Origin of the sequence: Streptomyces chrestomyceticus JCM 4735, from assembly GCF_003865135.1 — a bacterium.
Lineage (GTDB): Bacteria > Actinomycetota > Actinomycetes > Streptomycetales > Streptomycetaceae > Streptomyces > Streptomyces chrestomyceticus.
Window position 1 is genome coordinate 7,671,617 of record NZ_BHZC01000001.1, and the last position, 19,799, is coordinate 7,691,415.

The 19,799-nt window shown below is 71.9% G+C and carries 16 protein-coding genes and 3 pseudogenes; 8 read left to right on the forward strand and 11 right to left on the reverse strand.

Annotation, left to right across the window (positions count from 1 at the left end; all coding sequences use genetic code 11):
• Positions 1-23: 23 nt before the first annotated feature.
• From EJG53_RS33600 to EJG53_RS41775, 4 genes and pseudogenes are all read right to left on the reverse strand, one after another.
• Positions 24-1,468, reverse strand: a pseudogene (locus EJG53_RS33600) (ABC transporter substrate-binding protein).
• A 175-nt stretch (positions 1,469-1,643) separates the two neighbouring features.
• Positions 1,644-2,759 (reverse strand): IPT/TIG domain-containing protein, encoded by a 1,116-nt coding sequence (locus EJG53_RS33605; protein ID WP_167515202.1) that lies wholly within the window; start codon positions 2,757-2,759, stop codon positions 1,644-1,646.
• Between the two features lie 32 nt (positions 2,760-2,791).
• Complete coding sequence (locus EJG53_RS42940) at positions 2,792-2,959, reverse strand: hypothetical protein (protein ID WP_154806420.1); 168 nt, start codon at positions 2,957-2,959, stop codon at positions 2,792-2,794.
• The gene (locus EJG53_RS41775; protein WP_244955451.1) at positions 2,956-3,717 is read right to left on the reverse strand and encodes a hypothetical protein; all 762 of its coding nucleotides are present in this window, start codon (positions 3,715-3,717) and stop codon (positions 2,956-2,958) included. The genes EJG53_RS42940 and EJG53_RS41775 overlap by 4 nt, the downstream gene beginning before the upstream one ends.
• Positions 3,718-3,821: 104 nt before the next feature.
• Between EJG53_RS41775 and EJG53_RS33615 the strand changes: the two genes are divergently transcribed.
• A complete protein-coding gene (locus tag EJG53_RS33615) occupies positions 3,822-4,367 on the forward strand; it encodes a GNAT family N-acetyltransferase (RefSeq protein ID WP_125048071.1) in 546 nt (181 codons plus the stop codon).
• Between the two features lie 81 nt (positions 4,368-4,448).
• Here the strand turns inward: EJG53_RS33615 and EJG53_RS42945 are convergent, their stop codons facing one another.
• A complete protein-coding gene (locus EJG53_RS42945; protein WP_244955452.1) occupies positions 4,449-5,408 on the reverse strand; it encodes an inositol monophosphatase family protein in 960 nt (319 codons plus the stop codon).
• 149 nt (positions 5,409-5,557) lie between these two features.
• On the opposite strand from EJG53_RS42945, the gene EJG53_RS33625 reads away from it, so the two are divergent.
• Together EJG53_RS33625 and EJG53_RS33630 are read left to right on the forward strand one after the other, a co-directional pair.
• Positions 5,558-6,565, forward strand: a complete 1,008-nt coding sequence (locus tag EJG53_RS33625; RefSeq protein WP_125048072.1) for an AsnC family transcriptional regulator — start codon at positions 5,558-5,560, stop codon at positions 6,563-6,565.
• Between the two features lie 162 nt (positions 6,566-6,727).
• Positions 6,728-7,105 (forward strand): annotated as a pseudogene (locus EJG53_RS33630) (VOC family protein); the annotation flags it as partial.
• Between the two features lie 1,253 nt (positions 7,106-8,358).
• Here EJG53_RS33630 and EJG53_RS33635 read toward each other — a convergent pair.
• Both EJG53_RS33635 and EJG53_RS33640 read right to left on the reverse strand, forming a co-directional pair.
• Positions 8,359-9,099, reverse strand: coding sequence for a DUF4097 family beta strand repeat-containing protein (locus tag EJG53_RS33635; protein WP_125048073.1), 741 nt, complete (start codon positions 9,097-9,099; stop codon positions 8,359-8,361).
• 150 nt (positions 9,100-9,249) lie between these two features.
• Complete coding sequence (locus EJG53_RS33640; protein WP_125048074.1) at positions 9,250-10,176, reverse strand: sigma-70 family RNA polymerase sigma factor; 927 nt, start codon at positions 10,174-10,176, stop codon at positions 9,250-9,252.
• A 154-nt stretch (positions 10,177-10,330) separates the two neighbouring features.
• Here EJG53_RS33640 and EJG53_RS33645 point away from each other — a divergent pair, with 154 nt between their 5' ends.
• A complete protein-coding gene (locus tag EJG53_RS33645) occupies positions 10,331-10,774 on the forward strand; it encodes a carboxymuconolactone decarboxylase family protein (RefSeq protein ID WP_244955705.1) in 444 nt (147 codons plus the stop codon).
• Positions 10,775-10,973: 199 nt separating this feature from the next.
• On the opposite strand, the gene EJG53_RS33650 is transcribed toward EJG53_RS33645, so the two are convergent.
• Positions 10,974-11,606, reverse strand: a complete 633-nt coding sequence (locus EJG53_RS33650; RefSeq protein WP_125048076.1) for an AAA family ATPase — start codon at positions 11,604-11,606, stop codon at positions 10,974-10,976.
• A 62-nt stretch (positions 11,607-11,668) separates the two neighbouring features.
• On the reverse strand, positions 11,669-12,892 hold the full coding sequence (locus EJG53_RS33655; RefSeq protein WP_125048077.1) for a beta-ketoacyl-[acyl-carrier-protein] synthase family protein: 1,224 nt from the start codon (positions 12,890-12,892) through the stop codon (positions 11,669-11,671).
• A 440-nt stretch (positions 12,893-13,332) separates the two neighbouring features.
• Between EJG53_RS33655 and EJG53_RS33660 the strand changes: the two genes are divergently transcribed.
• Positions 13,333-15,555 carry an NADP-dependent isocitrate dehydrogenase gene (locus EJG53_RS33660; protein WP_125048078.1) on the forward strand — a complete coding sequence of 741 codons (2,223 nt, stop codon included), beginning with the start codon at positions 13,333-13,335 and terminating at the stop codon, positions 15,553-15,555.
• Positions 15,556-15,730: 175 nt separating this feature from the next.
• Here the strand turns inward: EJG53_RS33660 and EJG53_RS33665 are convergent, their stop codons facing one another.
• The gene (locus tag EJG53_RS33665; protein WP_125048079.1) at positions 15,731-16,843 is read right to left on the reverse strand and encodes an FAD-dependent oxidoreductase; all 1,113 of its coding nucleotides are present in this window, start codon (positions 16,841-16,843) and stop codon (positions 15,731-15,733) included.
• Positions 16,844-16,991: 148 nt separating this feature from the next.
• Between EJG53_RS33665 and EJG53_RS33670 the strand changes: the two are divergent.
• Positions 16,992-17,602 (forward strand): annotated as a pseudogene (locus tag EJG53_RS33670) (TetR/AcrR family transcriptional regulator).
• A gap of 55 nt (positions 17,603-17,657) precedes the next feature.
• Here EJG53_RS33670 and EJG53_RS33675 read toward each other — a convergent pair.
• Positions 17,658-18,443 carry a LysR family transcriptional regulator substrate-binding protein gene (locus EJG53_RS33675; RefSeq protein WP_125048080.1) on the reverse strand — a complete coding sequence of 262 codons (786 nt, stop codon included), beginning with the start codon at positions 18,441-18,443 and terminating at the stop codon, positions 17,658-17,660.
• Between the two features lie 58 nt (positions 18,444-18,501).
• On the opposite strand from EJG53_RS33675, the gene EJG53_RS33680 reads away from it, so the two are divergent.
• Positions 18,502-18,906, forward strand: a complete 405-nt coding sequence (locus EJG53_RS33680) for a DUF5997 family protein (protein ID WP_125048081.1) — start codon at positions 18,502-18,504, stop codon at positions 18,904-18,906.
• A 267-nt stretch (positions 18,907-19,173) separates the two neighbouring features.
• Positions 19,174-19,716 carry an HD domain-containing protein gene (locus EJG53_RS33685; protein WP_244955453.1) on the forward strand — a complete coding sequence of 181 codons (543 nt, stop codon included), beginning with the start codon at positions 19,174-19,176 and terminating at the stop codon, positions 19,714-19,716.
• Positions 19,717-19,799: the final 83 nt, after the last annotated feature.

Sequence of the window (19,799 nt, forward strand, 5' to 3'; positions counted from 1 at the left end):
CGTCTCGTGGGCATCGTCCGGTCTCATCGCGGGATCAGCAGGGCCGCGTCGGCCTTCTCGGCGCAGGACCGCAGCGCCTCGGCGGGGGAGCTGCGGCCCAGCAGCACCGCCACGACCGCCTCGCCGACGGCCTGCGAGATCTGCGGGTACGCCGGGTGGACGGGCCGGACCCGCGCGGTGTTCAGCGCGGCGGTGAACACCGGCAGCCCGGTGGTCCGCGCCGAGTGCCGCCGCCATTCAGGGCGCGCGGCCGTCGCCCTGCTCAGCGGCAGGCTGCCACCGCCCAGCGCCCACCGCACGTCCTGCGCCGGATCGCCCAGCCAGCGCAGGAACTCGACGGCCGCCCGCGACCGTTCCGGCCCGTTGTCGAAGACGGTCCAGGTGTCCGGTCCGGCGATCGTGCAGGGCCGGCCGCTGTACGTCGGCGGCGGCACCACGTCGTAGTCGACCTTGCCGTCGACGATGTCCGGCAGCTCCCACGGGCCGGTGGCCATCATCCCCATCCGCCCGCCGATGAAGACCTGGTGCATCTGCTCGCTGCCCGGCTTGGGGTCGACGTAGACGCTCTTGTCGGCGGCGAGCCGTGCCAGGGTGCTCAGCGCCCGTTCCCCGACGTCCTTGAAGCCGATGCTGTGCCCGTCCGGGGCGATGACCTCGCCGCCGAGGTCCCACACCAGCGGCCACAGCCGCCACACGGTGTCCTCGTCGCCGGTCCCGGGCCAGCTCGTACCGAAGGTGCCGCGGCGCGGGTCGGTCAGCAGGCGTGCCGTACGGACGAAGTCGTCCCAGGTCCAGCCCGCCTTGGGGTAGGGCACCCCGGCCTGCCGGAACAGTTTCCTGTTGTAGACGTAGCACAGGGAGTCCAGTACGGCGGGCGCCGCCCGCACCTGGCCGTTGAGCTCGACGGCGTCGCGGACCGAGCCCCAGAACTGCGGCCAGTACGCGGTACCCCGCAGCGTGCCGGTGAGGTCGACGACGCGGGGGCTGCGGGCCACCCGGGCGAGGTCGGCCCCGAAGATGTACGCGATGTCCGGGTACGAGCCCGCGGCCAGCGCCGCCGTCACCTTCTGGAGCATGGCGTCGGCCACCACCCCGCCGCCCCGGCGTCGACCCGGATGTGCGACTGCCTGCGGTTGAAGTCGTCCACGAGCGCCTGGATGGCCTTACGGCCGGTGTCGGCCTGACCGTGCCACAACTCGACGATGATCCTGCCGTCGGCGCCCACACTCCTGGCTGCCGAGGGACCGCAAGCGCTGAGGAGCGCCCCGCCCGCGGCGCCGGCCGCCAGCGCGGCGCCGGTGTGCAGGAGGCGGCGGCGGGGCGGTCCGGCGGGTTGCTGCCGGGCCAGTGCGCCGGGCTGCTGCCGGGCCGGTCCGGGCTGCTGCCGGGCCAGTGCGCCGGGCCGCGGTGTGCCGCCGTCGTACCGTAAGTCTGCCGAGTCCGTGTCCCCGCCGGTCGCGTCGCGCATCACCGGCCACCCCCTCGAAGAACCGGTCCAAGGTTCCGCAGAACCGTTTGCGCCCGCCCTCGGGCCCCCGGACCGGACGGCCGGGAGCCCTCAAGAGCTAACCAGCAGGCGGCGAGCAGTGCAATGGTGCTGCGGCGACGGGTGGGGCACCGGTATCCCGCCCGCACCGCGGTGTTCAGCGCCGCCGCGCGCCCGGGGCCGACGCGGCAGCCGGGCCCGTGTACATAACCTCTGTGCCTGTGTACGTGAACCGGTCCGCGTCCACCGTGGCGCTCGTACCGCCCGCCGTCGTCACGGTGACGTGCACGGTCCCCGACCCGGCGGGCGAGGTGCCGCTGCAGAAGGACTCCCCGCAGGAGACGTGCGCGGCCGGCGCGTCCCCGAACGCGATCGTGCCGCCCGCCAGGTTCTTTCCGAGGACGTACACCGAAGTCCCGCCCTGTGACGGGCCGCTGGCCCTGTTCAGGCCGGTCACCACCGGTGCGGCGGGCGGCGCGGGCGGCGGCCCGGTGTAGGCGAAGCCGCCCGGCGCGTCCGCGGCACCGCCCGGAGTGACGACGGTGACCGGGACGCTGCCGGAGCCGCCGGGGGTGGTGGCGGCGCACTGCGTGGCCGTGCAGTGCGACGTGGTGGCCTGGTCGGCGCCGAAGAGTACGAACCCGTCGTCCAGACCCGTCCCGGTGACGGTGACGGCGGTGCCGCCGGCGCCCGGCCCGGTGGTCGTGCCGATCCCGGTCACCACCGGCCGCCGCGGCACATCGACGGGCCGCTGGGGACCGTTGACCGTGTACGTACTCACGTTGTCGGTGGCATCGACGTCGTCCCGGTTGGCGACGGTGGCCCTGATCACCCCGGACGGCCGTTCCGCACCCGAGGACACCTGCACCTTCATGAAGTCGCCGCGGCCGGGCACGCGGGTCCCGCGGAAGGTCGCTTCCAGGTGGCGTCCGTCCGGCGACACGGTCTGGTCGAAGGTGTAGTCGTACGGCGTCGAGTACATCAGCGCGCCCCCGGTCGTCAGTCCGGGCGGCAGATCGACGGTCAGGTGGGTGATGCCGGTGGTGTCGGTTGTACCGGCCGAGGACCACCTGACCGAGAAGTTGCCGTAACTGTTCGGCTGTGTCGGGTAGTTGCCTGCTTGCGAGACGGCCACGTTCGGGCCGGTGGCGGAGGCGGGAGGGGAGGCGGGTGTGGTGGCGGCAGGCGCGGGGCTCGCCGCGAACAGTGCGAGCAGGGCGGTCAGGATGGTCAAGGCGGGGGCCGACCGGACCGCTGCTGATCGAGTGGTCATGCTCCCCGTCATCGCCCGTACGGCTGTTCCCGTTACGCCCCTTCCGTCACCCCTGTGTCCCCATGGTCCGCATCCGGCCGTACGGCACGCCACCAGACGCACAGCGGCCCGACCGCCCGGAACCCGTTCGCCGTCGCTGCCTCCAGGTCGGCGCCGGACTCGTAGCCGACGACCGGCAGACCGGGCCACCGGGCGCTCACGGCGGAGACGCAGCCCGCCCAGGTGTCCCGAGGGCCGATGCCGAAGGTCGCGGCTTCGGGGCGGTGAAGACGTTCGACAAGCCGATCAGTTCGCCGCCGTCGCTGAGGATGGCGATGGCTCCGGCCAGGATGTTGGTGGCGGTGGCGGTGGCGGTGGCGGTGGCGGTGGCGGTGGCGGTGGCGGTGCCGGTGCCGGTGGTGGCGGTGGTGGGGCGGGCGCGCAGGAAGTGGGTGGCGTCGTCCGTGAGCAGCTCCGGCCGGAACGGGCCGCAATCGCCCGGTTCCGCTCCCCACGCGGCAGCCCAGGCGGACAGGTCGCCGGGCTCGGTGATCACGTCCCATTCCAGCGGGTGGGCGAGGCACCTCGGGAACGCGGGGGCGGAGGCCGGAGCTTGGGCCGGCCGGTGGATCCACTGAGCCTCGAAGAGCACCTCGAAGCCCGCCGGAGCCAGGTCCAGACACGCGAAACTGTCCTTGACCGAGCAGCCGGGGGAAGCCGTGTCGATACGGGCCAGCAGGTCGGCGGCAGTACCGGCACCGGCGGAAGTGCCGAGGCGGCCCGTCAGCGTCACGGCGTCCGGATAGAGCGGGGGAGTACGGTGAGGACTGGTCCAGGCGTCGTCGCCGAAGTCGCCCCGCAAACCGTGGGCGCGGCAGACCGCGTCGCACCACTCGGCGTTGTTACGAGCTGCCGCACGCACCCAGGCAGCGTGGTCGGCCATCTCCGCCACGGCTGCGGCGCCCCCCGGATCGTTCATGCGCTGATCATGACATGCGCGCAACTGCCGCCCAACCTCCTTACGTTGGCCTTCGGGGCGCGGCCTCCCGCTCCGTACCAGGCCAGACCGTTAACCTGTCAGGCATGAATCAGGGGAACGGTGATGTCACCGCGCACGGCGGCCGGCCCGACGGTACCGATGACAACAGCGGTGACGCCGGTTACGTCAACAACGGCTACGACGGCTACGAGGTCAGGCCCGGCGTGCCCACGGCCGACACGTACCGGCGACTGCGCCGGGCGACCGGCCTCGGCGACAAGTTGGCCGAGGGCGCGGCGATCGGCCTCCCGAACACCTGGTACGGCGTCACCGTGCACGCGTCGCCGGCGCCCGCGGACGGCGGTACGGCGGACGGCGCGGACCCCGTCGGCATGGGCCGGATCATCGGCGACGGCGGCTGCTTCTTCCAGATCGTCGACATCTGTGTGCTGCCCCAGCACCAGGGCCACGGCCTGGGCAAGCGCATCATGGCCGCTCTCACCGCCGAACTGGAGCGCCGCGCACCGGCAGGCGCCTACGTCTCCCTGATCGCCGACGGCGACGCCCGCCACCTCTACGCCAAGTTCGGCTTCACCGAGACCGCCCCCGCCTCGGTCGGCATGGCGTTCATGCCCCGCCCGGCCCACTGAACACGGCCCCTGCCGCGACGACGGCCGGCCAGGGCGGTGGCTCCGGCGGGGCAGCCGGGGCTCAGGGCGCGAGGGGCGGGTTCACGCGAGGGGCGGGTTCAGCAGTTCCAGCAACTGACCGTGCAGTTCACGCGGCGCGACGAGAAAGCCGGACGCTCCGGCCTGCCACGGCCGTCCCGCGGTATCGGAGACGACTGCTCCCGCCTCACGGGCCACCAGGGCGCCGGGCAGCAGATTGGCGTCGTCCCGGCCGTACTCCCAGAACGCGTCCAGCCGCCCCGCTGCCGTGTCGGCGATCTGCCACGAGGTGGGGCCCAGGTTCCGTACAGCCCCCACGGCGGGCAGCACGGCGGCGAGCGACCGCCCGGCCGCCGCCACGGCCGCGGGCTGCCCCGCGGCGAAGGGCGGGTGACTGGTGCCCACGAGGGCTGCCTCCAGCCGGGTCCGGGCCGACGGGGTGATCGTCTCGCCGTTCCGTGTGGCACCGTGCCCGGCCGCGGCGAGATACGTCTCGCCGAGCAGCGGCGCGTGCAGTGCCGCGGCCACCGGCTCACCGTCCCGCACCAACGCGAGGCTGACACAGAAGTGCGGCAGATCCCGCATGAACTGCACGGCGCCGTCGATCACGTCCACCGTCCATACGTCTCCTTCCGCAGGCAGTCGGGGAGTTGGGGTGGTGTCCGGCGTGGCGCCCGGGCGGCTGCTCGGAGCAGGACTCGTTCCGGCGCTTGTTTCGGCACTCGGGCCGGCACTCGGGCCGGCAACTGGGTCGGCACTTGAGCTGGCGTCCGGGTCGGCGTTCGGGTCGGCGTTCAGGCTCCGCTCGTCGTGCAGTTCCTCGGCCCAGGGAACGCCGGGCAGCAGTGCGTCCAGATGCCGTCGCATGACGGCAACGGCCGGAGTTTCCAAGGCCAGATAGGCGGCGGCCAGTTCCTCCATGGTGTCGGCGGGCGCGGCGGCACGGCGCGGGGTGGCGAGCAGGAGCGCACCGACTTCGTGAGCGGCAGCCGCCATCGGGGCGAGCAGGGATACGTACGTCATGATCTTCTCCACGTGAACGGCAGTCCCTTCCCCGGCGCCAAGGACAGCGGTCCTCGTCCGACACCGGGAGCGGTTGATGCCGTCGATCCTGCGCCGCGAAGCCCGAATCCAGACTCTCCGCACGGCTTGTTTGAGCGAAACTGTCTCTCATGCCCCAGTCAGTGAGCGATCCCGCCACCAGCCCCGCCCCACCACCCGTCCTCGGGCTTCGTGACCAGCGCCTGATCGCCGCGTTGCAGTGCGACGGGCGGCTGAGCGCGGAACGCGCCGCCGAGGTGCTGGGGGAGAACCCCCGTACGGTGCACCGTCGCTGGCAGGCGCTGATCGGCGACGGCACGGTCAAGGTGATCGCCCAGCCCGTGCGCCCCGCCTCGGTGGGGGCGCTGCTGCTACGCATCAAGGTGCTCAAGGGCAAGCTGGACGCCCTCACCGCCGCCCTGGCCGCCCGCCCCGACATCCCCTTCATCGACCTGTCCGCCTCGGGCGACGAAATCTCCGCGGTCTCGTACACCGAACCGGGGTCCCGTGACCACCTGGTGTTCCGGCAGTTGCCGGCCACACCGGCGGTGGCGTCCGTGTCCGCGGCCACCGTGCTGCACGTGTTCTCCGAGGCATCCGACTGGCGCCACAACGTCCTGACCCCCACGGAACGCGCCGCCCTGACCCCGACGCGGCGCCCCTCCGAATCCGTACGGCCTGCCGCTTCCGGTCCCGGTCCCGCCTCCGGGCTCGACCCCATCGACGCCGACATCCTGGCCGCCTTGAGCGACGACGCCCGCACCCCGGCGGCGGTGATCGCCGCCCGTACCGGGCACCCCGCCTCCACCGTCCGGCGCCGCCTGGCCCGCCTGATGGCCGACGGCCGGCTGAGCACGCAGGTGGCCGTGGACCCCAGACGCCTGGGCCTGTTCATCGACGCCAACGTCATGCTGCAAGTGCCGCCGGACCACCTGGACACCGTGGGACGCACCCTGGCCCGACACCCCGCCGTCCACGGCGCGTTCGCCACCAGCGGCACCGCGAACCTGCACGCCGCCGTCTGGCTGCCGGACCTGACCGCCCTGTACCGGCTGATCACCGAAGACCTGACGGGCCTGGGCATCGCCGGCGTCGAGACCGTCATCGTCGGCCACGCGGTCAAACGCCCCGGCAGATGAGCCGGAAACCTCCCGAACGGCGCCCGAAACGGCGTCGGCCGGAGGTCACTCGACGAATCCGGGGGCGCCGCCTACCATCGGCGGCGACGGCATCGCGTGTCGGTCACCGACCGGGTGAGGCATGGAGGTGTCCGTGAGTTTGCCTTACGGAGGCATTCCACAGTGTCAGTGCAGTTGAACCACATCATCATCCACTCCCGGGACAACCGGGAATCCGCCACCTTCCTGGCAGACATCCTCGGGCTCGACATCGGTACCGAATGGGGCCCGTTCCTTCCGGTGGACACCGCGAACGGCGTCACCCTGGACTTCGCCACGATCCCGGCGGAATCGATCGTCATGCAGCACTACGCGTTCCTCATCAGCGAAGCCGAATTCGACACCGCCTTCGCACGGATCCAGCAGGCCGGCCTCACCTACTACGCCGACCCGCACGGGAAGCACCCGGGCGAGATCAACCACAACGACGGTGGCCGAGGCGTCTACTTCTTCGACCCGGCAGGCCACGCGATGGAGATCATCACCCGCCCGTACGGAGGCGACACCCCGGAAAAGCCGTCGGACACCGTGAAAGAGGCGTCGGGCACGCCGGAAGCGTCGGGCCGCCCGAAAGAGGCGTCGGCCAGCGCGGCAGAGGTGCCGCGCGGCGAGGGAGAGATGTCCGGCGGCGCAGTGGAGGCGTCTGACGGTGCGGTAGAGGCGTCGGCCGGCGCGGTGGTAGAGGTGCCGGGCGGCGCCCAAGCGACCTCGTCCGCCTGAGCACTCCGGCCGCAGCCCCGCCGGGAGGGCAGTGATCCCGGCACCTGAGCCCGTGACGGGGGCGGGCGCCCGCAACAGCAACCCGCGGGCGCCCGCACGACGCCCCCCACAACGAACCCGCACATCGCCCCGCGCCCGTCCCCCGTTTCCGTTCCAGCGCCGCAGACATTCGCACGACAGTCACGTGCACCTTCCCGTGCGTGCGCATCCGCACGACGCTCCGCCCCCTCCCCCCGCCCACCCTCCCCATCCCGTGTGCGTCCAGCCACGGGCGCCAACACGCCCGCCCCCGTGCCCCACGCCTGCCTCTGGCGCCCGTGCCATACACCCGCCCGGCGCCCGTGCCGCAGCCCCGCCCGGCGTCCGGCCGCACGCCCGCCCGGTGCTCGTGCTCCACGCCTGCCCGGCGCCACGTGCCTGCCCGGCGCCGTGCCGCAGGCCCGCCCGGCCGCACGCCCACCCGGCGCTTGTGCTCCACGCCTGCCCCGCGCCACGTGCCTGCCCCGCGCCACGCGCCTGCCTGGCGCCCGTGCACACACTGGCCTCCGACGCCCCTGCCATACGCCTGCCTCTGGCCCCGTGTCACACGCTTGCCTGGGCACGCGTCCCTGCCTGCCTGACTACCTCGCGCCCGTGCCTGCCCCTACCCCCCCGTCCCTGCCCGCAGGCATCTGCACGACGCCCCTGCGTCCTGCCCCCCCCGCTCCGTGACGGCCCGCGCGGAGGCCCGGCGTCGCCCGTCCCGTGAAGTTCCGTACGGAGACCGCGCGTTCCGTCCCGGTATCGCGAATGTCTGCACGGCAGCCCTGCGCCCCGCCCTCGTGCCCACCCCTTGAAGACCCGCACGGAGAGCCCGCGTTTCGCCCTCATCCGGTGAACGTTCGCACGACGGCTCCGTGCGCTACCCCTCCTTCCCCGTCCCTGCCCCCTCCGTCCCCGTCCCTGTGCCCCGTCTCGCGTCTTCCGTCCCGTGAGTGTCCGCCACGGCGGTTCCGTGCGCCGCCCCACTCCTGGTGGGCAACCCGTCGTTCGGGTCAGCCTTCCTTGACCGTGATGGCTCCGTTCGCCGTGGTGAGGTCGAGCCGGTAGGTGCCGGACGGGTCGTTGGGCACGGTCAGGTTCTTGTGGCCGTTGTCGGTCTCGGCGGCTATTCGGTAGCGGTTGTTTCGGCCGCCCGGCACGGTGAGGCTGATCGCGCCGTTCGATGTCTCGGCCAGGACGTTCTGCGGTATCTCCGTGACGAGGTCGACGGCGCCGTTGCTGGTCCGTGCCTGCACACCGTCCCCCTTCAGGCCGCGCCCGTAGATCCGTCCGTTGGAGGTGCGGACGTCCACGGCGCCACTTACGCCGTCCAGGTTCACCGCGCCGGAACTGGTGGTCACCCGTACCGGACCGACCTCCGAGAGGTTCACCGCGCCGGACCCGGTTTCGCCCGTCACCGGGAGGCCCGCCGGTACGACGACCGTGTAGTGCACCGAGCAGTTGCTTCCGCAGCCGCCGAGTATCAGTACACCGTTCTCCACGCGGTGGCTCGCCTTCTCGGGCCGATCGCCCCGATACCGCAGCTCGCGGTGGACCGACACCGTGTCGAGGGACTTCTCGCCGCGCAAGGTGAGACCGCCCGAGCCGCTGTCCAGGCGTACGGACTTGATGTCTGCGGAGAGCTTGGCGTCGTCCTCGTACGTGGAGCGGTCCGCGAGCCCGCATGCTGTCAACCCGCTCACAGCGACACCTGCCAGCGCGACGGCCGCGAGGACTCTGAGATGACGACGCACGGTTTCCCCTGGTGAGTACACGGTGTGGATCGCCGCGCCTCTCGGTGCAGCGATCTTCAGGTTAGAGCGCCGGCCGCAGCCGCCACCATGCGGAAAACCCCCGCTTCCACCTGCGGATCACCACAGTGCCGCCAGCATGCCCTCCCGCAGTCAGCCGTCAGCGTCCGCACCGAGCGCCGTCAGGTCCAGCCCCCGCAGCCGTTCCGGATCCGCGAGGATGTCGATCGCGACGATCTTCCCGCCCACGACCGTCAGACCCATCACCGATACCGGCGCCCCGTCCACGACCGTGACGACACCAGCGGCCCCGTTCACCAGCGCGTACCGCGCACCGTGCGCGGTACGCCGGAAAGCGAGCGCCCGCCCGGCCACCTCGCCCGCCCCGCGAACTGTCCTGGTCAGGCCCGGGAAACCGGCGCCCGTGTCGGCACGGAGCACCACGTCCGGATCGAGCACCGCGAGCAGCCCTTCGAAGTCACCGTCGCGCGCGGCGGCGAGGAAGGCATCGACCACCTCGCGCTGCCGGACGAGACCCGTGTCGGGCTCGGCGGCCGCGTTCCGCACCCGGCGGCGAGCCCGGCTGGCCAGTTGCCGCGCCGCGGCCGGAGTACGCCCGACGAGGGGGCCGATCTCGTCGAACGGCACCCCGAACATGTCGTGCAGGACGAACGCCAGACGTCCGGCGGGCGCCAGCGTCTGGAGCACCACCAGCAGGGCGAGCCCGACCGCGTCGGCCAGCAGCGCCTGCTGCTCCGGGTCGGTCCCGTCCGTACCGCTGCCGCCCCCTCCGGCGCCGGCGGCGCTGCTGATGACGGGGTCGGGCACCCGTACGTCGAAAGGCTCCTCGCCGCGCGCCGTACGCGTCCGCAGCAGATCCAGGCACACCCGGCCGACGACGGTCGTCAGCCAGCCGCCGAGGTTCGCCACGCCGCTGACGTCGGAGCGGCTGAGCCGCAGCCAGGCTTCCTGCACGGCGTCGTCCGCCTCGCTCAGCGAACCGAGCATCCGGTACGCCACCGCCCGTAGATGCGCCCGGTGCTCCTCGAAGCGCTCTGCCAGGAAATCTTTCTCGTCCACCGGTCACATTCTCCCGTCGTGTTCCGTCAGAACGATGACGAAACGTTTCCTCTCGATGTGACGGACAGGAGCCACGATCATGCAGAGCACAGAGAGCAGGCAGGGCACGGAGGGCACGCAGGAGGGAGCGGGAGCCGCCGCCGTACGGGCGCGCATTTCGAATCCGGCCGTGCTTCTCCCCGGTGTCACGGAACACGTCCTCGCCGTTCTCAAGGCGGTCAAGAAGGCCGGTGTCCCGCAGGGCACGCTCGACCTGGTCCACCTGCGGGCGAGCCAGATCAACGGATGCAGTTACTGCGTGCACGGCGGCACCTTGCAGGCCCAGAAGGCAGGTGAGCGTGACGAGCGGCTGCACACCGTGGCGGCCTGGGCCGACGCCCCCTTCTTCAGCCCGGCCGAGCGCGCCGCGCTGGCGCTCGCCGAGGCCGCCACCCGGCTCGGCGACCGTACCGACCCGGTGCCGGACGCGGTCTGGGACGAGGCCGCGGCGTACTACGACGAGCGGCAACTCGCCGCTCTGGTCCTCATGATCGGTATGACGAATTTCTTCAACAGGGTCAATGTCACGACCCGGCAGGTCGCGGGCGAAGCCTGGTAAGAGCCTCTGGTCCGATCCGGTGGTCCGAGCCGGCGGTCCGGCTCGGCGGCCCTGTCCGGCGCCTGACCTGAGGGTCTGACCTGAGGGCCAGACCCGACGGCCCGGCCCGGCGCCCGACCCGCCGCCGGTCCGACCGGGCCGGGCCGCCGGCTCGGATCGGCCCGACCGCACCGACCGCACCGACCCCGCCCCCCCCGCCTCAACCGAACCGCACGTGCTTCACGCTCGTCCACGTACGGCGCAACCGCCCACGGAGCGCGCTGTCGGTGTCGGGAGCCAGCGCCAGCCCGGCCGAGGCGGCGATGTGATCGGCGACCTGTGGGACCGTACGCCGGTCGGTCCACACGTGCTCGCTGAACTCCGGCCCCCGCAGCCGCTCCAGACAGTGGTCCAGCTTCGCCACGGCGAAGCTCTCCCGCCGCAACGGGGTGTCCTTCCCGGCGACGTACCCCACGAGATGCCCGAAGCCGCGCTCCCGCAGCCGCCGCAGCACCGTCCGCCGGTCCGCGAGCAGCGCGAAGTGCCGGACGTCGTGGCCGCGGTCCCGCAGCCGGCCGACGATCTCGTCGAAGTAGGCCGTCTCCACGAGCGTCATCGGGGCGATCACCGGGCCCGGGTGCTCGGTCAGGACCAGGTCCAGCACCTCGTGGACGCCCTGTCGCCAGGCCGGGAGGTTCTGGAAGTCGCCGCGCAGGGCCGGCGGTGTCATCCGGTGCAGGCCGAAGCCGACGTGCTCGGGGTCGCAGATCACGCTGCCGGGGAGCCGGCGCTGGATCTCGTGCGCGGTCTGCGTCTTGCCGCCGCCGAAAGGGCCGTTGATCCACAGGAGCATGGCGGCACTCTACGAGTACGGGCTCCCGTGGCTCCCTCGGGGCGAGGACTTCACGCCGCCCTTCAAGGCGCCGCCGTGAACACCAGGCTCGCATTGTGCCCGCCGAAGCCGAAGGAGTTCGTGAGGGCGGAGGACAGGGCGCCCTTCCGCGGCCCGCCCATGACGACGTCGAGGCCGATCTCCGGGTCGAGGGTGTCGATGTTCTGCGTCGCGGGGACGACACCGTCGCGTACGGCGAGGATCGCGGCGAGGGCACCGGCCGCTCCGGCCGCGCCGAAAAGGTGGCCGGTCATCGACTTGGTCGCGGTGACGGACGGGTGGGTGCCGATGGCCTCCGTGATCGACCGGGCCTCCGTGAGGTCGCCCAGGTGAGTGGAGGTCGCATGGGCATGCACATGCTCGATGTCGCGCGGGGGCAGCCCGGCGGCGGACAGGGCCAGCCGCATCGCGCGGACCTGCCCCTCGGGGTGTGCGGCCGTGATGTGGTGGGCGTCCGAGGTGACGCCCGCGCCCGCGAGGGTGGCGTGCGCGCGGGCCGCGCGGGCGGCGGCGAACCCGGCGCGTTCCAGAACGACCACCGCCGAACCTTCGCCGATCACGAAACCGTCCCGGTCGACATCGAACGGGCGCGACGCCAGCTCCGGCTCGTCGTTGCGCGTCGAATGCGCCCTGGCCTGGGCGAAGCCCGCCAGCGGCAGCGGGTGGACACACGCCTCGGCGCCGCCCGCCACCACCACGTCGGCCCGGCCGAGGCGGATCAGGTCCAGGCCCATGGCGATGGCCTCGGCCCCGGAGGCGCAGGCGCTGACCGGCGTGTGGGCGCCGCCGCGCGCCCCCAGGTCGATGCTGACCCAGGCGGCGGGCCCGTTCGCCATCAGCATCGGGACGGTGTGCGGGGACACCTTCCGTACGCCGGACGTTTCGAGTACGTCGTCCTGTCCGAGCATGGTGAGGGCGCCGCCCGTGCCCGTACCGATCACCACGGCCAGCCGCTCCGGATCGACGGCCGGCGCCCCCGCGTCGGCCCACGCCTCCCGGGCCGCCACGAGCGCGACCTGTTCGCACCGGTCCATCCGCCGGGCCTGCACCCGGTCCAGGACTGTCCCGGGCTCGACCGCGAGCCGGCCCGCGATCCGTACGGGCAGTCCGGCCGCCCACTCCTCCTCGATGGCGCTGATGCCGGACCGCCCGGCCAGCATGGCCTCCCAGGTCGAGGCGGCGTCCCCGCCCAGCGGCGTCGTGGCTCCGAGGCCGGTGACCACCACATCCTCGGTGACTGTACGCACGAGATGAACCCCCTTTGTCGCATGGAGACAATTCCCCGGGCCGTGTCGAGTCGCGTCGGGCCGGGGAATGATCAACTGGTTGCTCACTCTGCCAGGGGAGTTCCGGGGGTACAGGTGGCAGCTTCCACGGAGTTCGAGGGTGTGGAGTTGTGGGAACCGTGCAAAGGGGGAGTGGTGAGGCGGTGCGTACGAGGCGGCGCGGGAACGCGTCTTCGCGACGCGGATACGACGGGCACCCGCTATGTGACCCCGCCCGGGACCTGCCCGCGACCCTGCCCGGAAGCCGACTGGAGCCCGGCCAGAACCCCGCCCGGACCCCACCCAGCACCCCGCCCGGCCCTCCGCCCCGAACCCCACCCGGCCAGGGCCCTTCCAGTAAGGACCCGATCACGAGATATCTTGATGTCGAGCAATGTTGCAGACGTGGAGCGGAGCACCCGGTGACTGACTCGACCATCATCTACACACACACTGACGAGGCCCCGGCCCTGGCGACGTATTCGTTCCTGCCGGTGATCGAGGCCTACGCCTCGACGGCCGGGGTCGCGGTGGAGAGCCGTGACATCTCCCTGGCGGGCCGGATCATCGCCGGTTTCCCGGAGTGGCTCCAGGAGGAACAGCGCATCGACGACGCCCTCGCCGAGCTCGGTGAGCTGGCGAAGACGCCCGAGGCCAACATCATCAAGCTGCCGAACATCTCGGCCTCGATCCCGCAGCTCAAGGCGGCCGTCGCCGAGCTGCAGGAGCAGGGTTACGCGCTGCCGGACTACCCGGACGACCCGAAGACCGACGAGGAGCGCGACATCCGCGCCCGCTACGACAAGGTCAAGGGCAGCGCCGTCAACCCGGTGCTGCGCGAGGGCAACTCCGACCGCCGCGCCCCCGCCTCGGTGAAGAACTACGCCAAGGCGCACCCGCACCGGATGGGCGCCTGGTCGGCGGACTCGAAGACCGAGGTCGCGCACATGAGCGGCGACGACTTCCGCTCCACCGAGAAGTCCGTGGTCATCGCCGAGGACGACACCCTGCGCATCGAGCTGGCCGGTGACGACGGCTCGACCACCGTGCTGCGCGAGTCGGTATCGGTGCTCGCGGGCGAGGTCGTGGACGCCTCCGTCATGCGCGTCGCCGTGCTGCGCGAGTTCCTCAAGGAGCAGGTCGCCCGCGCCAAGGCCGAGGGCGTGCTGTTCTCGGTGCACCTCAAGGCCACGATGATGAAGGTCTCCGACCCGATCATCTTCGGTCACGTGGTGCGCGCCTTCTTCCCGAAGACCTTCGCCCAGTACGGTGACGTGCTCGCCAAGGCCGGCCTGACCCCGAACGACGGTCTGGGCGGCATCTGGAAGGGCCTGGAGTCGCTGCCCCAGGGCGAGGAGATCAAGGCTTCCTTCGACGCGGAGCTGGCCGAGGGCCCGGACCTGGCCATGGTCGACTCCCACCGGGGCATCACCAACCTGCACGTCCCCAGCGACGTCATCGTCGACGCCTCCATGCCGGCCATGATCCGTACCTCCGGCCACATGTGGAACAAGGACGACCAGGAGCAGGACGCCCTCGCCGTCATCCCGGACAGCAGCTACGCCGGCGTCTACCAGGCCGTCATCGAGGACTGCAAGGCGAACGGCGCGTACGACCCGTCGACCATGGGCTCGGTGCCGAACGTCGGTCTGATGGCGCAGAAGGCCGAGGAGTACGGCAGCCACGACAAGACCTTCGAGATCCCCGCCACCGGTACGGTGCGGGTCCTCGACAAGGACGGCAACGCGGTCCTGGAGCAGACGGTCGCCGCCGGCGACATCTTCCGTATGTGCCAGACCAAGGACGTGCCGATCCGCGACTGGGTCAAGCTGGCCGTCACCCGCGCCCGCGCGACCGGCGACCCGGCCGTGTTCTGGCTGGACGAGGGCCGCGCGCACGACGCGAACCTCATCGCCAAGGTCAAGCAGTACCTCCCGGAGCACGACACCGAGGGCCTGACCATCAAGATCATGTCCCCGGTCGAGGCGACGAAGTACTCCGTCGAGCGCATCCGCCGCGGCGAGAACACCATCTCCGTCACCGGCAACGTGCTGCGTGACTACCTCACCGACCTGTTCCCGATCCTGGAGCTGGGCACCAGCGCCAAGATGCTCTCGGTGGTGCCGCTCATCAACGGCGGCGGCCTGTTCGAGACCGGCGCCGGCGGCTCCGCGCCCAAGCACGTCCAGCAGTTGGTCAAGGAGAACTACCTGCGCTGGGACAGCCTGGGCGAGTTCCTCGCGCTCGCGGTGAGCTTCGAGCACCTCGCGCAGAAGACGGGCAACGCGCGCGCCCAGGTGCTCGCGGACACCCTGGACCGCGCGACCGGCACGTTCCTCGCCGAGAACAAGTCGCCCAGCCGCAAGCTCGGCGGTATCGACAACCGCGGCAGCCACTTCTACCTCGCCCTGTACTGGGCCCAGGAGCTGGCCAAGCAGACCGAGGACGCGCAGCTCGCGGAGTCCTTCGCGGCGCTCGCGGCGACGCTGGCCGAGCAGGAGCAGAAGATCGTCGACGAGCTGATCGCCGTCCAGGGCTCGCCGGCCGACATCGGCGGCTACTACCAGCCTTCGGTGGCCAAGGCCGCGGCCGTCATGCGCCCGTCGCAGACGTTCAACCAGGCGCTCGCCACCCTCGGTAGCTGATACGGAGCCGGGGCGGTCGGCGGGCGGGTGTTCCCGTCCGCCGGCCGCCCCGCACTCGTACGACGGGTCCGCCCCGGCCGGCAATTCTGCCCGGCCGGGGCGGACCCGTGTCCGTACGGTCCGCGTGGCCTCGGACCCGTCTCCGTACGGACTGCGTGGACAACCCGGAGCCCGCTCACGGCACCAAGTGCACCAGCCCCTCCGCGCACCTCTTCGCCAAGTCGGCCGACCGAGGGAGCATCAGCTCCTCGTACGCACGTACCGCGTCGTCCACCCGCTCCTCACCGACCAGCGCCTGCGCCAGCTCGGCGCCGTCGAGCAGCGCGTGGTTGACGCCCACGCCGAGGGGCGGCATCAGATGCGCGGCGTCCCCCAGCAGCGTGACGCCCGGAACGTGCTCCCAGACGTGCGGTACGGGCAGCGCGAACAGCGGCCGGTTGGCGAAGCCGTGGTCACCGTTGAGCATGGCGTACCGCAGGCCCTCGGCCCATCCGTCGAGCCGCGTACCCAGGTACGCACGCATCGCCGCCGTGTCCTCCACGTCCAGCCCGGCGGCCGTGTGCCAGTCCAGCGGAGCCCGAAAGGCCACGTACGTACGGATATGGCCGTTGCTGTTCCGCTGGGCGAACAGGATCGTGGAACCGGACTCCGCCACCAGCGTGCCCGGCCCGACCAGCCGCGCCAGGGCGGGATGGCGTACGTCGCTGTCGTCGAAGCCCGTCTCGACGAAGGCGACGCCCGTGTAGGCGGGGAGGGCGTCCGAGACGGCCGGGCGGACCCGCGACCACGCGCCGTCGGCGCCGACGACCAGGTCGAAGACCTCGGAGGTGCCGTCCGCGAACTCCAGTCGGCAGGTGCCGTCATCGAGCGGCACGGTGCCGCTGACGGCGCTTCCCCAGCGGACCGTCCCCGGCGCGAGCGAGTCCAGCAGCAGCCCCCGCAGGTGGCCCCGGTCGATTTCCGGCCGGTCCTCGACGCCCGCGCCCTCGTCCCCGGGCGGCCACTCCTGTTCCATGGCGGCCGCGGTGACGTGATCCACCTTCCGCCACTCCTGGCCCTCGGGGCGGGACAGGGCGTGGAACCGGTCGAGCACCCCCGCCGCGCGCAGCGCCGCCTGGCCCGTCTCGGGGTGCAGGTCGAGCGAGCCGCCCTGCGGGCGGGCGTCGAAGGCCGCCTCGCGCTCGAACACGGTGACGGAACGGCCGTGGAGCTGCAGCACGCGGGCACACACCAGGCCACCGGGGCCCGCGCCGACGACGGCGACACGGGCCTCACGGGTGAGGTTCATGGTTCCCCTCCGAGGGTGAATGGAACGCCGGACCGACTGCCCGGCGCCTCACCAAAAAAGCACACCCACTAAAAAAGCGCAATCGCTAAACTTTTGAACTCGCTAAGCCGTGGAGTAAGCTGCACCCGTGACCGAACCCGCCCCCCGCATCGAGCCGCCCGCCCCCGCCCCGGCCGGTACCGGCGCCCCGGTCGGCCGCCGCGAACGCAAGAAGGCCCAGACCCGACAGGCCCTGGCCGACGCCGCGCTGCGGCTCTTCCTCGAACGCGGCTTCGAGCAGGTCGGCGTCAAGGAGATCGCAGAAGCCGCCGACGTATCGGTGACGACCCTGTTCAAGCACTTCGCCAGCAAGGAAGCGCTCGTCTTCGACCTGGAGGGGGACATCGAGGCGTCCCTCGTCGCCGCCGTACGCGACCGCGCTCCCGGACAGTCGATCCTTCAGGCGCTCCGCGCGTACGTCCTGCTCACCCAGGAACACGCGGCCTCGCTCGACGTCACCGCGTTCGCCCGCCTGGTGGCCGACACCCCGCGCTACGCGACTACGCCCACCGCATGTGGATGCGCCACGAAGCGGCCCTGGCACGCGCCATCGCCCAGGAAGCCGGCGCTCCCGAGGACGACGTCACCTGCGCCGCCCTGGCCCACTTCGCCCTCGCCTCCCGCACTCTCACGGGCGGGCGGCCCGCACCCCGCCAGGCCACCGAAGAAATCTTCGACCTGCTGGAGCGGGGATGGGCGGCGGTCCGCCCGGAGAGCTGACGGGCGCGCCGCAGGCAGGCGCCGGGGCAGCGGAAGTGGCCGGCGCCGGCCATGATCAGGACCGGCGGCGGGGCTTGCCGCGCCGGGCTCCCTTCGCGGCACCGGTACCCGAGCCGCTGCGCGGGCCCTTACCGGCCGGCTTGCCGGTCCTGCCGACTGCGGGCTTACGGGCACCAGCCTTACCCGCGCTCTTGGCCTGCGGCTGAGCCTTGGCCTTGGCCTCGGGCTGGGTACGGCCGCGCGTGCTGTTGACGGTCCGGCCGCGGACGATGCCGATGAAGTCCTCGACCTGATCGGTGGTCCGCTCCTCCGGCCAGGCCAGCGCGACCTGGGACTGCGGGGCGTCCGTCAGCGTCCGGTACTTCAGATCCTTGCGGTGGTACAGCCGGGCCAGCGACTGCGGGACGACCAGCAGGCCGATGCCCGCCGCGACCAGCTCGACGGCGTCGGCCGTCGTCGCGGGCCGCTCGAACGCGGGCTGCCCCGGCGGGCGCTCCCAGCCGAGGGTGTCGTCGAGGGGATGCAGCACGACCTCGTCGGCCAGATCCTCCGTGGAAACCTCGTCGGCCGCCGTGAAGAGGTGGTCCTTCGGGACCACGACCACCGTCGTCTCCGTATAGAGGGGGATCGCGCTGAAGAACGTCCGGTCGGCAGGCAGCCGTACGAAACCCGCGTCGGCGCCGCCGTCCCGCAGGACGTCGTACGCCGCACCGGCGGACGTCGCGACGAGTTCCAGCGGGATGCCGGGCAGCCGCTCGTTCCAGATACGCACCCACTTCGTGGGCGTCACCCCCGGGACGTACGCGAGCCGGAACGAGAGGGTTTCTTCCGAGCCTGTCACTCCGCCAGGTTACCGGTCGTGGTCAGCGGTAGCGCACACGATCGATACCCTTGACATCATGACGTCGCACCAGAACACCCAGACGATGAAGCCCGCGACCGCGGCGAAGAAGCTGGGTGTGTACCTCGAAGCCACCCCCGCCGAGTTCCAGGAGGGTGTCGTCTCGCGCGCCGAGCTGAACGCGCTGCAGACCGACCCGCCCGAGTGGCTCCGGGAGCTGCGGCTCAACGGCCCGCACCCGCGGCCCGTCGTGGCGGCGAAGCTGGGCGTCTCCATCTCGGGCCTCGCCCGCGGCGGAGTCACCGAGGCGCTCACCACCGAGCAGATCGACGCGCTGAAGGCGGAGTCCCCCGAGTGGCTGCAGAAGGAGCGCGCCACCCAGGCCGAGGTCCGCAAGGAGAACGTGCGGATCAAGGAGAAGCACAAGACGGAACAGGCGAAGCGCGAGCAGCAGGGCGAGTAAGGCGGCTGGACCAGTAAGGCAGCAGGACCAGTAAGACAGGAGAACCGGCAAGAAGGAGCGCGGGCGAGGGCGGAGCCCGCGTTCCCCTCACTTGCCCCGACGGGCCCTCGCGGCCCGCACCCATCCCGCCTTTCCACATCGCCTCTCCCGCCCTTCCCCGGGCGAACGGCCCGCACGACGATCTTCTCTTGTCAGGGGTGGAACGATGTCGATCGAGATCGCAGGTGTACGGGCCCCGAGGGGCGGGCCGCGGAGCTGGCGCAGTCGGTGTGTACGGAATACACGGACGACGCGCTGTACCACCACTCGATGCGGTCGTACTTCTTCGGCGCGGCCTGGGCACAGGACCGTGGTCTCGCATTCGACCGTGAGCTGCTGTTCGTCTCGGCGCTGCTGCACGACTTGGGGCTCACCCCGCCGTTCGACAGCCACGCGGTCCCCTTCGAGGAGGCCGGCGGCCACCTGGCGTGGGTCTTCGCGGCCGGCCTGGACTGGCCGCGCGAACGGCGCGCGCGGGCAGCCGAACTCATCGTGCTGCACATGAGGGACGACGTGGCGCCGGAGGAAGATCTGGAGAGCCGCCTGCTACAGGTGGGGACCAGCGCGGACGTCTCCGGGGCGGGGCTGGACGCCTTCGACCCTTCCTTCGTCGAAGCCCTCGTCACGGCATACCCCCGCCTGGGTTTCGCCGAGTCCTTCGTCCGCCTCTTCCGCGACCAGGCGGAACGGAAGCCGCAGTGCGCGGCGGCGAAGCTGGTGGCCGGCACTTGGCCGGACCGGACCTTGGCCAATCCGATGGAGCGTGCCTGAGGGGGCGTGCGGTTGCGCGGCGCCGACGACGCGTCGGGAGCCCGCGGCCCCGGAAGGATTCCCAGAAGGTTCCCCAGACAGTT

Coding starts and splice junctions, on each gene's coding strand:
- EJG53_RS41775 (WP_244955451.1), bottom strand. CDS start 3,717: ATGAACGATCCGGGGGGCGCCGCAGCCGTGGCGGAGATGGCCGACCAC.
- EJG53_RS33615 (WP_125048071.1), top strand. CDS start 3,822: ATGAATCAGGGGAACGGTGATGTCACCGCGCACGGCGGCCGGCCCGAC.
- EJG53_RS33625 (WP_125048072.1), top strand. CDS start 5,558: ATGCCCCAGTCAGTGAGCGATCCCGCCACCAGCCCCGCCCCACCACCC.
- EJG53_RS33665 (WP_125048079.1), bottom strand. CDS start 16,843: ATGAACCTCACCCGTGAGGCCCGTGTCGCCGTCGTCGGCGCGGGCCCC.
- EJG53_RS33605 (WP_167515202.1), bottom strand. CDS start 2,759: ATGACCACTCGATCAGCAGCGGTCCGGTCGGCCCCCGCCTTGACCATC.
- EJG53_RS42945 (WP_244955452.1), bottom strand. CDS start 5,408: ATGACGTACGTATCCCTGCTCGCCCCGATGGCGGCTGCCGCTCACGAA.
- EJG53_RS33680 (WP_125048081.1), top strand. CDS start 18,502: ATGACGTCGCACCAGAACACCCAGACGATGAAGCCCGCGACCGCGGCG.
- EJG53_RS33650 (WP_125048076.1), bottom strand. CDS start 11,606: ATGCTCCTGTGGATCAACGGCCCTTTCGGCGGCGGCAAGACGCAGACC.